The following is a 14476-nucleotide window of genomic DNA, read 5'->3' as shown; positions in this document are numbered from 1 at the left end:
TTATATTAATTTTTGCGCAGCAAAGGTAAGGATTTAAGAAAATAATACCTACTCTTAAACAGGTGCGAAATAGTTTTAAGATAGTTATAAACTCAATGAGGAGAATTATTATTGCCGGTAATCAGGCGGGTACTGATCCGGTCACCTAACATTAACTTATTATTAGGTGTAGCATTCGCGTTTTCTTCTACTTCATTGGTTTTATTTACAATTTTCCGGATAATGGAATCCAGATCGTGCGTTACAATGTTCAGGTTGGCCAGGACTTCCAGGTTAAACGGGTCTAATAAATTCTTGTAATTAAAGGCATTAATAAGACCCAGAATGTTTGCCACGGGCACCCGCACTTCGTGCGATTGAATCCAGGCAATTTCTCTTAGCTTTTCATTTTGCTTCTGAATTTTTAACTGGTGGCGTTTATTTTCGGTAATATCCCGCGAAAAACAGCCGGTTCCGGTAATATTGCCATCCCGATCCCTTATCGGGTTAAAACTTACGTCAACATAATTCACCTCCTTATCCGCCGTTATTAACTGATCTTCTATCGTGTAAATTTCGCCTTTAAATGCCCTTTCGTATAAGTTTATCCACTTATTTCTGGTTTCCGGATTTAATTCCGGATAAAGCACGCTTTCCCCTTTTTGTAATGCCCGACCGGTCCATCGCGTTAATTGATTAATAAAAGGTTGGTTGGCCGTTATGAGTTGATAGTTTCGGTTTACCGACCAAATTAAGGCGTGCGGATTGTTAATTAAAGCATTTAAGTTTTGGGTATCTTCGAAATCTTTCTCCTGCGCTAGTTTTTCTTGGGTTATATCCTGTAAATAAACTGTTAAACCCTCGGTGGCGGGATAGGCCGATACGCCAAACCAGGCTTTAAACCGGGGATAATATTCTTCAAACTGAACTTTTACTTGTTCGTTTATTGCGCGGTTGTACTCATTATAAAACTTGAGCGAGGTTGCTTCGGGAAACTGATCCCACAGGGAGGTGCCCATAATATCTTTCCGGTTGCAATGCAGAAGTTTTTCAAATTCTTTATTGACATAGGTGAAATTCCAATTCTTATCAATGGCGTAAAAACCATCGGTAATACTTTCTAAAATATCATTTATTCGCTGGGTATACTCTTTTATTTTTTCGACGGATTTAATTTCTTCGGTAACATCCCGCCCCATTCCTTGTAATTCGGTAATTTTAGTATTGAACGTTTTAATCGCTACAAATTCCCATTCCAGAATTAAACTGTCACCTTTCGCATCCGGTTTTTGAATCATGAGTGGTACCACTTGCCCGGGTTGTTGCAAACATTTATTTATTACTTCTTCAAACCGGATATGGTCTTCCGGTTGAGAATCGTGGGTAAACAATTGGCCAATAATAGTATCAGGACGATATTCTAATTTTTGACAATAAGCCTGGTTAGCAAAAGTATAATGACCTTGGGTATCAATACGAATTAAGAAGGTGGTTTGCGACTCAATAAGGGAACGCAGGTAGCGTTCCTTTTTTGCTAACCGGTTGGTTAAAATGCGGTTTTCTTGTTCGGCGTGAATAATAGGAGAAATATCGAATGCCATTATCAACCTGCATTTGCGGCCATTGTATTCGGTGGTGTTGGAGTAAATACGAACGTAAAACAATTCGCCGTTTTTGCGTTGATGGCACCAAATCCCGCTTTTTGAATACGTAGGAATTTCTTCTAGTAACCTTTTTTCCAGCGCATCAATGCTTTCTTTCGGGCGAATATCTTTGATTGTCATTCCCAAAAGTTCTTCGCGACTGTAGCCATATTCCTCTACCATGGACTGGTTTACTGCTACCAAACGCAGCGTTTCCACATCAAAAACCCACATCGGATTAGGATTTTCGTCGAACAAACGACGAAACTGCTTATCGATGTTTTGACGTTTAGTAAATAAGCGGTGCAGGAATCCGTACAGTACCATGGCTGTAATGGTAACATAAGCATATCCTTTCCAACTTTCCATCCAGAAAACCTGTTGTTCTGAAAGCTGAAAAATATCAAATAGTTTTTGCAGAGCCAAACTGCTAAAAGCCATCCAACATATGCCCAGAACCAAGTAAACCAGTGCAATTCTTTTAGCCATGGCCACAACAAATAAGTATAAATAAAAATTTAAGAAGATACTTCTTCTATAGAGCGCTAAAAACTAATTAAAAATACTACTATTTTTATAAGAACAAAAAATAAAGCGCCCGTTGGCGGGTAAATTAATAAGGATTAGTAGTAAAAGGCGCTTACTTAATTAATGTAACAGAGCCTTTTCGTTGAATGGTATGACCGTCGAGATCCTGGGCAGTGAAGGAAAAAATATAAGTTCCTACGGGCGCATCCTGGTTGTTTATTTTGCCGTTCCATCCTTCGCCGGGGTTTTTACTTTCAAAAATAACCTGTCCCCAACGGTTATAAATTTTTAGCTGGACCGATTGAATAAACCGGCCTTTTATTACAAATACATCATTTAAACCATCATTGTTAGGAGAAAATGCCGTTGGAATAGTGGCTGAAAAAGCTTGGGTTACCCGAATTTTATTTGAATAGCTTACTTCCGGAGTATTAGCAGCCATTACTTTAATGCGGTAAGCCAACAGTTGACTGGATGTATTTAACTTTGTATCGGTAAAAGTTCTATTTGTTCCTACCTCATAAGAGCCAAGTAGTTGGCCCGTAGCATCGTCGGATACTTCTACGGTATAGTGTGGTGCCGTGCTAAAGCCCACGAAAGCTGACCAATTTAAATTTACCCGGTTCTCCGCGGAAAGAAACATACCTTTTAATATAACCGGGCAGGTCTGGTTACTCACAAAGGAAGTAAGTCCGCAAGGATCGGTATAGGTTGCCTGGTAACAAGCCGGTTCATTTTCGTTAAACGGTGCGGTATCCAGCAAAGTACTTTCTTCTGTACTGCCTAGGTTGATAGTAGAACCGTTGTTAATTTGTTTTTGCCAGTTTGCTGACTGAAGCATTTCTTGGAGGGCTGGCTGTAAACGCAACTCTACCTGATTTTGAAGGTTGTAAGAAGCAATCAGAAATCCGGCTTTGGGTGGTATAGTAGCGGTTACCCTTTGGCAGGTATCATTTGAAAACGAGGATTGATTGTTCTTTAATACTACTTCTAACTGATAGCAGTATTGCTGTCCACAGGTTACTGCTTTATCCTCAAACAAGGTAGCCGAAGCCGGTAAGGTGTGTAGTAGTTTCGCATCGCGGTAAATTTGGTAATTACTTACATCAGCCATTACCGGGTAAGGCTGCCAGTTTAAGCGAACAGTTTTATTCTGAGGGCTAAGTGCGAGGGACTGGGTAATTAAAGTATTGGAAAAAACATTAATAAAGGTACCACAACTATCGGTAATTTGGAGGCGATACTGGTAAAAGGTGCGGGTATCGGTTTGATCCAAGGCAATGGTGTACTGGCCGCCGGCCTGTGGTTTTACTCGTTTAACTTCCCGGAAATCCGAGGAGTTTAGCGCGGCTCGCTGCAAAATATACCTGTAATCCGATTGTAAATTAAGCGCATTAATCTCCAGTTTACCTTGTTTGGCGGAGTAGTTGTTAATTTTTAGACTTTGTAATTGCGGTGTTACTATTTCATTTAAAGGAGTAATGGAAATCGTATTTTCCGTTACGCAGAGTGCCTTTCGATAAAAACCTTTAATCCGGAGAGTAAAATTTGCAGCCGATTGAAATTGGTAAGTAGTGTCTTTCCCGGGTAATACCCGCCGCTCGGTACCATCGCCAAAGTTAACGCGGTAATAATCATAATGCGTGTCGGTAATTCTAAAACTTACTTTATTAAAAGCGCAGGCAAAACCAATTAAGGTGGGTGGGGGAGTGTCTAGTACCGTGAAAGTACGCTCAAATTGGTTATTGCCAGGTAGCCCCGTATTAATTAATTGGGTAATCGTATAAGTGCCCGGTACGGAATAGACCACACTTTTAATTGTATCCGGAAAGGCCAAACCGTTGCTTTTATCGGTATCGTAATATTCTTTATCGGGTTGAGCGTTAACGGCGCAGGATTTAAAACGGATAGTCTCGCCTATGCAAAAAGTATTTACTTCTACACCCTGGACATTGTACGCCTTAAATTTTTCGGGACAATTAGGTTGGGCTATTAATTTAGAACCAGATAAGCAATAAAGCAGAAATAAACAGAAAAATTTGAATGGTGTATCAATTAGTTGGCGTAGTAGCATACATAAACGAAATCGTTTTCCGGATAAGTTCGGCAAAAACAGCTTCCTTTAAAACGTCAATTACCTGGTTTCGGTATGCTGCCTTTCTGTTCCCGGTTAAATTTAGATTAATTTGTTGATTAACTGAAGGTGCTAATTGCAGGATGGTGGCTAGAGCCATTATTTGCTCCAGATTTTTCAAAATCTGGTAAGGTTGCAACCAAAGATGATGCGTGAAATTAGTAGAAGGTCCAGAATTTATATCCAATCCCCCCTCGTACAAAATTAAATTTTCCTCACTTAGGTTCTGTAATAATGAAAGCAAGTACTCCGCTTTTAAAGGTAAACTTTCCCTAAAAAAGTAAAAAGTAGCGCTTTTATCAACTATCTCGGAGAGGCTTTCTCTCATGTGTTCGCCAAATTTAGCCAGTAGTTTTTCCAGTTGGTACGTTAAACCGTTCACGTGTTTTTCCTGGGTTGTCGGAAAAGCTAAAGCTTCGTTTAACTGAATCTGTAATTGCTCCATTTGATCCAGGAAAAGATTGTTGGAAGGTGCCAGATAATCCGACTCAGAAAGAATAATTTGGGAAAAAGTGGATATTTTTTTGAACTGAATAAAATTGTATACCAAACTACCCAAACCTAAAAAGGAAGTAGTAAGTAGCGCGTTGGGCAATTTTTCTGGCCAGGAGAGAAGTGGCCAGCTAAAAATATCGTGCACATCGGCTGCATTTAGTAAATAATTTTGAAAATACACTTTACCCTTTCCAAATACCGGCATTAGCAAATGCGCCGTAGGAGAGGCGGGAAGTCCCTGACTAAATACTTGGGGAAAAATTTCAAATTGGTAAAACTCCAGTATCCGGGAAATAATTTCAGGACTGGCAGCAAGCGGATTTTTAGTAAAAAAATCTGCCAGGAGTAACAGCAGCACCCGCGTTATTTCAACCGGTACTTCTGAGCCCAGGCCAATAGCAAAATTAGTTAGGTCTGTGGATTGTAAACTCTCCGCTTCTAAATTACCTTTATTTAAATTGAATGAACTGGCAGATTCAGCTGAATAATTGATGCTTACCTGTTGAGCAAGAATATTCTGAATTGTTTTTACTGTTAGCGGATTATCGGGATGGAGCCAGAATATATTTTCCATTATTAAACCGCCAATTTCTTCAAAATCTCTTCTATACGTAAGCTTTCCTGTTCGCCGGTACGCATATTTTTTAGTTTAAGTAATCCGGAGGCAATTTCTTCAGAACCAATTAACAGCACGTACGGAATCTTTTTCTGGTCGGCGTAAGTCATTTGCTTCGCTAATTTAACCTGGTCGGGGTAAAGCTCCGTAGCAATATTTGCTGCCCGGAGTTGTTGTAAAATAGGTAAAGCGTATACTTCAGCAGAAGCATCAAAATTAGTAATTAGTACTTGGGTGCTGGTTTGAGCCGATTCAGGAAAAAGATTTAATTCTTCCATTACGTCGTAGATCCGGTCTACCCCAAAGGAAATGCCTACTCCCGAAACATTCGGTAAACCAAACATGCCCGTTAAATTATCGTAACGACCACCGCCGGAAATGCTGCCCATTTTTACATTATTTACTTTTACCTCGAAAATGCAACCGGTATAGTAGGAGAGACCTCGGGCAAGAGTAATGTCAAGTGCAAGTCGATTAAAATTTTTAAAACCTAAATTATTTAAATATTCTCTTAACTCTCTAAGTTCAACAAATCCTACAGGTGTACGCATTATTTTGGTTATAGTATTATTCTGATTTTTACTATTACCCTCTACATCATCCCTAATTTCGCCTAAAGCTACTTTTACTTTATCCTCTAATTCGTTAATTTTTTCAAATGAACCATTTAGAGATAAAATCTCAAATAGCTTATTAACCATTTCAGAAGTATAACCTTTATCTATAAGTTCTTTGCGAACTCCATCTAAACCTATTTTATCTATTTTATCTATTGCAACAAATAAATCTATATCAGTACCTTTTGCTCCTTGTAGAAACAAAAATTCGTATAATACACCTAAAACTTTACGGTGATTGATTTTAATAGTAAAATCTTCAATGCCTAAGCTTGTCAGCACTTCATCAAGCATCAGCACAATTTCAGCTTCGCAGAGTAGGGATTTAGTGCCTACCACATCGGCATCGCATTGGTAGAATTCACGATAACGGCCTTTTTGTGGGCGGTCGGCTCGCCATACTGGTTGAATCTGGTAACGTTTAAACGGGAAAGTAATTTCGTTGCGGTTCATTACCACAAAGCGGGCAAAAGGAACTGTTAAGTCGTAGCGTAAAGCCCGTTCGGTAATGGCTGAAGTAGAAAAAGGCTGTTGTAATATTTTGTTCCAATTCTCTTGTAACTTTTCTTTTTCCGGCTCTTTCTTTTCGTGGAGTCCGTTGTTTAATATTTTAAACATTAATTGGTCGCCCTCTTCGCCGTATTTACCGGTAAGTACCGATAAATTTTCCATGGCCGGCGTTTCTAAGGGTTGGAAGCCAAACTTCTGAAATGTTTGCTTAATGGTATTAAATATATAGTTGCGCTTGCCTACTACTTCCGGATTAAAATCCCGGGTTCCTTTCGGAAGGCTCGGTTTTTCTTTACTCATGGTTGCTTCTGTATTCTGGCGCGAAGGTAATAATTTTGGATCGCGGATTTACGCGGATTAAATTGATTTCGCGGATTAATTATTAGAGAGAGATTTGTTGGTAACGAAGCAACAGATAAAAATCAACCACCCCAACCCCTCCTCATCTGAGGAGGGGAGCTTTCTGGCTATTTTATTGCTCATTAATAATCCGTGAAAATCCGCGATTCAGATAATTAATCTAAAATCCAATTAACGTTGTACAAATCTTTTCGGCGATCGCGGAGGTTACGCACACTGCCGCCAGTGTTCAGGTCTTTTAGTAAATCTAAATCTAAGTCGGCAATTAGCGTCATCTCGGTGTTTGGGGTAGCTTCCGCTACTACTGCATCGTGCGGAAAAGCAAAGTCCGAAGGCGAAAACACAGCAGACTGGGAGTATTGAATGTCCATATTTTCAACGCGCGGCAAGTTACCTACGCTGCCGGTAATGGCTACGTAACATTCATTCTCGATGGCCCGCGCCTGAGCGCAACGCCGAACCCGGAGGTAAGCATTTTTGGTGTCGGTCCAGTAAGGCACGAATAAGATTTTCATATCCATGTCGGATAGCATACGGGCCAGTTCCGGAAACTCTACGTCATAGCAAATCAGGATACCTATTTTTCCAATGTCGGTGTCGAAAATAGAAAGTTTATTCCCGCCTCGCATACCCCAATAGGCCGCTTCATCGGGAGTTACGTGCAGTTTGTATTGTTTATCGTAGGTACCGTCGCGACGGCAGAGGTAGCTTACATTATGTAATTGCTTGTTATTATACTCGGGCATGCTGCCCGCAATAATGTTTATGTTGTACGACAAGGCCATGGTAATGAGCTTTTCCCGCACTTCTTCTGTATAGTCAGCTAAGGTCCGGATAGCGGCAGATGGGGATGGATCATTGGATAAAGCCATCATGGGTGCGTTGAAAAACTCCGGAAACATGATAATATCCGCCTTATATGAACTTACGGTATCCACGTAAAACTCAATTTGCTGCAGTAAATCTTCCAGAGAAGTTAGATTGCGCATTTGCCATTGCACAATGCCAATTCGTACTACGCTTTTCTGGCCACCAATCAGTTCTTCGCGTTCTTCGTAATACACGTTAATCCATTCCAGCAAAGTAGCATAGGCTTTCGACTCAATATCGCTGGGCATGTAGCCTTTTAATATTTTCCGTACGTGGAAATCATTACTTAACTGGAAAGTGAGGATAGGGTCGTATATTTCCTTGTTCCGCACCATATCAATGTATTTGCGCGGCGACATTTTTTCGGATTGTTCCATATAACCCGGGATACGGCCACCGGCAATTATTCCGCGCATATTCAAATTTTCGCACAGTTCCTTGCGGGCATCGTACAAGCGCCGGCCTAAACGCAAATTACGGTACTCCGGATCAACAAATACGTCCACCCCGTAAAGAGTATCGCCGCCAGGGTTATGGGTATCGAATTTACCTTTGCCTACAATTTGTTCGTACGTATGCTTATCGCCGTAGTCGGAATATTTTACAATAATACTAAGCGCGCCGGCTACTACTTTTCCTTTATCAGTAATACAAATCTGGCCTTCCGGGAATGCTTTTAATAAGGCCACAAACTCTTCTTTGGTCCAGGAACCGCCAAGGTTGGAGTAAACCGTATCCATAATGCCTTTAATGGCTTTATAGTCGGCTAATCGTAATTGGCGGAGGGTTAATTTATGTTCGGTTTCTTTGTTTTTATCGGAGGCTTTATTTTTTTCAGTCATAGTGATTTTTATTCAAACTGGTTAATTCAGGTTTAACCGCACCTATTCAAGCCGTATTTTCACTTGAATGATTATAAACAACAAAGGTAGTTATATTTTAATTTCCGGAATGTCGCCTTCCACTACCAGTTTACCGGCGGTAGCAACCTGTATTTGTTCAACGGTTACTCCCGGAGCACGCTCCCGTAAAACAAAACCTTGTGCCGTTACCTCTAAAACAGCTAAATCTGTAACAATCTTTTTCACGCATTTTATACCAGTTAAAGGCAAGCTACAAACAGGCAATAATTTAGAATGGCCATCGCGGCTGGTATGTTGCATAGCGACAATAATGTTTTTAGCGGAAGCTACTAAATCCATAGCGCCTCCCATGCCTTTTACCATTTTACCTGGTATTTTCCAGTTGGCTATATCGCCGCGTTCCGAAACTTCCATAGCGCCTAAAATAGTTAAATCAATGTGTTCGCCGCGAATCATACCAAAACTTTCCGCGGAATTAAAGAGCGAAGAACCAGGTAAAGTTGTTACGGTTTGTTTACCGGCGTTTATTAAATCAGGATCTATTTCATCTTCTGTCGGAAAAGGTCCCATACCTAATAAGCCATTCTCCGACTGCAATTCCACGTTTATGCCAGCCGGAATATAGTTTGCCACCAAAGTAGGAATACCAATTCCCAGGTTTACATAATAACCATCCCGTAATTCCTGGGCAATCCGCTTCGCAATACCGTGTTTATCTAAGGCCATTTTAGTTGTTAGTTGTTGGTTGCTGGATTATAGTTTTTTGTAATAAGTTATTAGTTGATTAGTAGTTCAGGTTAATTTCCTGTTCATATAATAACTGTTAAACTTAGATTTGGTAGACGCCTTATTTTACAAGCACCGGAATTTACTTTTTTATATTACCTAAAATCTACCAACCAGCAATCAACAACGAACAACCAGCAACTAAACTACTGTGGCTTATGATCGGCTTGTTCTTTGGCTTTTTGGTTTTCGCGGGCATCTTCCATGGAATGCGCTTCTACTATACTTTCCTCTTTTTCGGCAATATCCGATAATTGATCGTAATAACTTTTTAAAACTTTCAGTTCTTCGTCGCTTAAATCTTCGATGTTAATTAACCGGTTACTGGCACCTTTTAGCGCAGCTACCACTTCGTTTAACTTTAACTGAATAGCCTGGGAATCTTTGTTTTGTGATTGTTGAATTAAAAACACCATTAAAAAAGTAACAATGCTGGTAACGGTATTTATTACCAATTGCCAGGTATCAGAAAATTTAAATAATGGACCGGTAATTCCCCAAACTAAAACAAAGCCAAGAGCTACTAAAAACGAAATGGGCTTACCCGAAAAACAGGTTATTTGGCTGGCAAATTTTTCGAAGAAAATCGTAAATCTGCTCGGCTTTTTATTTCTAATATTTTCCATACCGTATTTTTATTGTATAACTTAAATCCTTACGGTACGTTGTTCGATTCGTTTTTCGTACACCTCTCCTTTAAATATCCGCTGCACAAAAATGCCGGGCGTATGAACGTGATTCGGATCTAGTTCACCGGCGGGTACTAATTCTTCTACTTCGGCAATGGTAATTTTACCGGCAGTAGCCATTATCGGGTTAAGATTGCGGGCAGTACCTTTGTAAACTAAATTACCGGCCGTATCACCTTTCCAGGCTTTTACCAGGGCAAAATCGGCGCGAAGCCAATGTTCCAGTAAATACATTTTACCGTTAAATTCGCGGGCTTCTTTGCCGGTACCTACTTCGGTTCCGTACCCGGCCGGCGTAAAAAAAGCGGGAATACCGGCCCCGCCGGCCCGGATGCGTTCGGCTAGTGTACCTTGCGGAATTAACTCTACTTCCAGTTCACCGTTTAGTAATTGTCTTTCAAATTCGGCATTTTCGCCTACATAACTTGAAATCATTTTTTTTACCTGACGTTTTTGCAATAACAGTCCCAATCCAAAATCATCCACGCCCGCGTTATTCGAAATGCAGGTTAAATTTTTAATGTTTTTGCGCAATAATTCAGCTATAGAATTTTCGGGAATGCCGCATAATCCAAAACCACCCAGCATTAATACGGCACCATCCGGAATATCCCTCAGGGCTTCTTGAGCATTTGCTACTACCTTATTAATCATAGACAAGATAAGTTTTAAGAAACCGGTTTTAATAATATACGAAAAAGTAAGGATAGAATTGGATTCCCTATAAACTTTTACGCGCAACTATCATGGAATCTCAATTGAAAAAAATTTACTTCATCTATAAGGGGAGGTAAAAGTAAAATATAAGTACCGGTATCGTTGCCGGTAAAATCGGTATCGTTTCCGGTAAAAAAGAAAAGATTTTCTTCTTTTTGAATGGCAATTAACCCTTATATTGCCAGAAAGCGGGGCCAAAAAGGGATTCAAACTGTCTGTTTTTTATCTGTTTAAGGATGAGGAAAACGAATAGTAGTTTTAGATAAAAATAGTAAGTAAAGTAGTTATATACGTTCTTTTCATTCCTATTTCAATCTAATCAAAATCCTGCCTCCGCTCTTTTTGCTTGATAATTGATCTTTCGATTAAACACTCTTTGATTTTCTTGATTAAACTTTAGCCTCATGATTCTGAAAGCGGAAAATTTAAATAATATTGCGGATACCGGGAAAGTAGCTGCTCCCTTGCCTTCTTTCGCCCAGTTACCCGAAAAAGTATTACAGTTTGGTACGGGTGTTTTACTGCGCGGCCTTCCCGATTATTTTATTCATAAAGCTAACCAGGCTGGTATATTTAACGGGAGAATTGTAGTGGTAAAATCTACGGATCAAGGTGATACCAGTGCTTTCGAAAAGCAAAATAATTTGTATACCCTTTGCGTGAGGGGGATAGAAGCAGGAGAAACAGTAGAAGAAAATTTAATCTGCGCCGCAATTAGCCGGGTACTTTCGGCTACTTCGCAATGGAAGCAGATTCTGGAGTTTGCCGCTAACCCGGAGCTAACCGTAGTTATTTCTAATACTACAGAGGTAGGTATACAATTGGTAGAAGATTCAATTCAGGCGCAGCCTCCCGTTTCATTTCCGGGTAAATTGCTGGCAGTTTTGCTCGCGCGTTATCAGGCTTTTGCCGGTGATAAAACCAAAGGCTTAATTATTTTGCCCACCGAACTTATTCCGGATAATGGTACTAAGTTAAAAGAAATAATAGTAGAATTAGCCACTCAGCAACAACTGGACACTCCGTTTTTACATTGGCTTACCGAAAGTAATATTTTCTGCAATACGCTCGTCGACCGGATTGTACCGGGTAAGCCGGAAGCTACTAAATTAGCTGCTTTAGAAGAAGAATTAGGCTACCACGACGATTTGCTCACAATGTCGGAAGTATACCGTTTATGGGCGATAGAAGGTGAGGAGCGGGTACAGCAGGTTTTAAGTTTTGCGCCTGTGGATGAGGGCGTGGTAATTGCGCCTGATATTAATATTTACCGGGAATTAAAACTGCGGTTGCTGAACGGAACGCACTCCTTAAGTTGTGGCCTGGCTTTTTTGGCTGGCCTGGCAACGGTTAAGCAAGCCATGGACCAGGAACAAATGGCCGAGTTTATCAGCCAGCTCATGCAAGACGAAATTGCACTTGCTATTCCTTACCCCATAGAATCAAAAAATGCCCAGGATTTTTCGCGAAAAGTGCTGGATCGCTTCCGTAATCCGCACCTCGAACATTATTGGATCAGTATAACAATGAATTATACTTCTAAACTAAAAATGCGGGTTATTCCGGTTTTACAACGTTATTACGAATTATTTCATCAGGTTCCGGAAAGAATGGCGCTTGGGTTTGCGGCTTACTTGCGATTTATGCAGGTAACTGAACAGGAAAATAGTAAATTCTACGGCCATTTTGCCGGTAACCGGTACCTCATTAACGACGATAAAGCCGCCTTTTTCTACGAACTTAACCAACAGCCCGATAAAGTAAATTGGGTGCCCATTATTTTGCAAAATCAGGAATTATGGGGTATAAATTTAGCTACACTTCCCGGGTTCAGCACGGCAGTTCATAAGTACCTGAACCACATAAACGAAATTGGCGTGTTAAACTCCTTAAGAAAAGTAGGCTTAACAAAAGCAAAAAATATGTAAGGAATTGACTTTCTGTTTTTACTAATTTGGTTTACTGTTTAAATGGTAGAAGCCATGGGGGTAGGTTTACTTTTAATGTTGTGCCCGGTTTAGTTTTTAGCGTTAACAGAACTCAGTAAGATTTTAGTTTAAACCGCTAGGTTGAGGTTGATAAAATACCGGATAGCAGTGGCGAAAAGTAAAATCTTTTCTGGAAAGTTGCTCTTATTTTTTAATCAGAAATCAATAATCTCAGATAGCATGAATCAGGTTTCCGTAACTGCTTCCCGGAAGGCAACCAATAATTCCACTTCGTTTTTAGACGAAAATTTTTTGTTACAAAGCAAAACTGCCCGGCAATTGTACCACGATTTTGCGCAAAAGGTACCTATAATAGATTACCACAACCACTTGCCTCCCGAGCAGATTGCCCGCGATCATCAGTTTCAGAATATAACTCAAATCTGGCTGTACGGCGACCATTATAAGTGGCGGGCCATGCGCACCAATGGCGTGCCCGAGGCGTATAGCACCGGAGATAAATCGGATTGGGAAAAGTTTGAGCAATGGGCGGCCACGGTTCCGTATACCTTGCGTAACCCATTGTACCATTGGACCCACCTGGAATTGCAAAGGTATTTTAACGTATCCGAAATTTTATCGGAGAAAAACGCCCGGCAAGTGTACGAAACGTGTTCTGCTCTGCTGCAAACCCCGGAATATTCGGTGCGCAATCTGCTGCGCAAAATGAACGTAGAAGCGGTTTGCACTACCGACGACCCGATTGATTCCTTGGTGCATCATCAAAAAATTAAGCAAGATAATTTTGAAGTAAAAGTATTACCCGCATTCCGGCCCGATAAAGCCATGCAAGCTGAAGATGTAGAAGCGCTGAGTAAGTACATCCAGAAGCTCGAAGCAGTTACCAATACTTCCATTTCTACTTACCAGGATTATTTAATTGCTTTAAAAAGTCGCCACGATTATTTTGCGCAAAACGGTTGTGCCGTGTCGGACCATGGGCTGGAGCAACTTTACGCCGAAGACTATACCGAAACCGAAATCCAGCAAATATTTAATAAAATCCGAAACCAGCAGGCGCTCACCGAAAAAGAAATTGTGCAGTTTAAATCGGCCATGTTGTTTCAATTTGCCCTTTGGGATCACGAAAAAGGCTGGGTGCAGCAATTTCACTTAGGCGCTTTGCGCAACAATAACCCTCGGATGCTGCGCCAATTAGGGGCTGATACCGGTTGGGATTCCATCGGCGATTTTCGGCAGGCGCAGGCTTTAGCTAAATTTCTGGCCCGGCTCGATAGCGAAGATTGCTTAGCCAAAACCATTCTGTACAACTTAAACCCCGCCGACAACGAACTAATGGCAACCATGGCCGGCAATTTTAACGACGGCTCTGTTCCAGGTAAAATTCAGTTTGGCTCGGGCTGGTGGTTCTTAGACCAGAAAGACGGCATGATTAAACAAATAAATGCGCTCTCCAACATGGGTTTGCTCAGCCGGTTTGTGGGTATGCTCACCGATTCGCGCAGCTTTTTATCGTTCCCGCGCCACGAGTACTTCCGCCGCATACTCTGTAATTTATTCGGCGAAGACGTAGAAAACGGCGAACTACCCGCCGATCTGGATTGGATAGGAAAAGTAGTGCAGGATATCTGCTATTACAACGCGAAAAATTATTTCCGTTTCTAAATATATTTTCTTGTAAAGTTTAAATCTATTTACGGTATTTAATAAATAATTTATT

10 protein-coding genes are annotated in these 14476 nt (G+C 40.7%); 2 read left to right on the top strand and 8 right to left on the bottom strand.

All coding sequences use genetic code 11. From position 1 onward, the window contains the following. Positions 1-92: 92 nt before the first annotated feature. The 8 genes from HUW48_RS13270 to HUW48_RS13235 form a co-directional block, all read right to left on the bottom strand. Positions 93-2111 carry a PAS domain-containing protein gene (locus tag HUW48_RS13270; protein WP_182416130.1) on the bottom strand — a complete coding sequence of 673 codons (2019 nt, stop codon included), beginning with the start codon at positions 2109-2111 and terminating at the stop codon, positions 93-95. Between the two features lie 151 nt (positions 2112-2262). Further along, on the bottom strand, positions 2263-4224 hold the full coding sequence (locus HUW48_RS13265; protein ID WP_182416129.1) for a T9SS type B sorting domain-containing protein: 1962 nt from the start codon (positions 4222-4224) through the stop codon (positions 2263-2265). Then, positions 4202-5353: an aromatic amino acid lyase gene (locus HUW48_RS13260; RefSeq protein WP_182416128.1), complete on the bottom strand. Its 1152-nt coding sequence runs from the start codon at positions 5351-5353 to the stop codon at positions 4202-4204. The genes HUW48_RS13265 and HUW48_RS13260 overlap by 23 nt, the downstream gene beginning before the upstream one ends. 2 nt (positions 5354-5355) lie before the next feature. Continuing rightward, a complete protein-coding gene (gene hisS / locus HUW48_RS13255) occupies positions 5356-6822 on the bottom strand; it encodes a histidine--tRNA ligase (protein WP_182416127.1) in 1467 nt (488 codons plus the stop codon). Between the two features lie 215 nt (positions 6823-7037). Further along, positions 7038-8594 carry a carbon-nitrogen hydrolase family protein gene (locus HUW48_RS13250; RefSeq protein ID WP_182416126.1) on the bottom strand — a complete coding sequence of 519 codons (1557 nt, stop codon included), beginning with the start codon at positions 8592-8594 and terminating at the stop codon, positions 7038-7040. Between the two features lie 90 nt (positions 8595-8684). Continuing rightward, complete coding sequence (locus tag HUW48_RS13245) at positions 8685-9341, bottom strand: 3-oxoacid CoA-transferase subunit B (protein ID WP_182416125.1); 657 nt, start codon at positions 9339-9341, stop codon at positions 8685-8687. Between the two features lie 206 nt (positions 9342-9547). Continuing rightward, positions 9548-10027, bottom strand: a complete 480-nt coding sequence (locus HUW48_RS13240) for a low affinity iron permease family protein (RefSeq protein WP_182416124.1) — start codon at positions 10025-10027, stop codon at positions 9548-9550. 21 nt (positions 10028-10048) lie between these two features. Next, a complete protein-coding gene (locus HUW48_RS13235; protein ID WP_182416123.1) occupies positions 10049-10744 on the bottom strand; it encodes a CoA transferase subunit A in 696 nt (231 codons plus the stop codon). Positions 10745-11211: 467 nt separating this feature from the next. Between HUW48_RS13235 and HUW48_RS13230 the strand changes: the two genes are divergently transcribed. Then, positions 11212-12735, top strand: a complete 1524-nt coding sequence (locus tag HUW48_RS13230) for a tagaturonate reductase (protein WP_182416122.1) — start codon at positions 11212-11214, stop codon at positions 12733-12735. Positions 12736-12975: 240 nt separating this feature from the next. Further along, positions 12976-14421 carry a glucuronate isomerase gene (gene uxaC / locus HUW48_RS13225; RefSeq protein ID WP_182416121.1) on the top strand — a complete coding sequence of 482 codons (1446 nt, stop codon included), beginning with the start codon at positions 12976-12978 and terminating at the stop codon, positions 14419-14421. Positions 14422-14476: the final 55 nt, after the last annotated feature.

Origin of the sequence: Adhaeribacter radiodurans, assembly GCF_014075995.1 — a bacterium.
Taxonomy (GTDB): Bacteria; Bacteroidota; Bacteroidia; order Cytophagales; family Hymenobacteraceae; genus Adhaeribacter; species Adhaeribacter radiodurans.
This window is presented reverse-complemented; position numbering and strand designations above follow the sequence as displayed.

Excerpts from the sequence above, each read along its gene's own strand:
- HUW48_RS13270 (WP_182416130.1), bottom strand. The coding sequence starts at position 2,111 with ATGGCTAAAAGAATTGCACTGGTTTACTTGGTTCTGGGCATATGTTGG.
- HUW48_RS13265 (WP_182416129.1), bottom strand. The coding sequence starts at position 4,224 with ATGCTACTACGCCAACTAATTGATACACCATTCAAATTTTTCTGTTTA.
- HUW48_RS13260 (WP_182416128.1), bottom strand. The coding sequence starts at position 5,353 with ATGGAAAATATATTCTGGCTCCATCCCGATAATCCGCTAACAGTAAAA.
- hisS (WP_182416127.1), bottom strand. The coding sequence starts at position 6,822 with ATGAGTAAAGAAAAACCGAGCCTTCCGAAAGGAACCCGGGATTTTAAT.
- HUW48_RS13250 (WP_182416126.1), bottom strand. The coding sequence starts at position 8,594 with ATGACTGAAAAAAATAAAGCCTCCGATAAAAACAAAGAAACCGAACAT.
- HUW48_RS13245 (WP_182416125.1), bottom strand. The coding sequence starts at position 9,341 with ATGGCCTTAGATAAACACGGTATTGCGAAGCGGATTGCCCAGGAATTA.
- HUW48_RS13240 (WP_182416124.1), bottom strand. The coding sequence starts at position 10,027 with ATGGAAAATATTAGAAATAAAAAGCCGAGCAGATTTACGATTTTCTTC.
- HUW48_RS13235 (WP_182416123.1), bottom strand. The coding sequence starts at position 10,744 with ATGATTAATAAGGTAGTAGCAAATGCTCAAGAAGCCCTGAGGGATATT.
- HUW48_RS13230 (WP_182416122.1), top strand. The coding sequence starts at position 11,212 with ATGATTCTGAAAGCGGAAAATTTAAATAATATTGCGGATACCGGGAAA.
- uxaC (WP_182416121.1), top strand. The coding sequence starts at position 12,976 with ATGAATCAGGTTTCCGTAACTGCTTCCCGGAAGGCAACCAATAATTCC.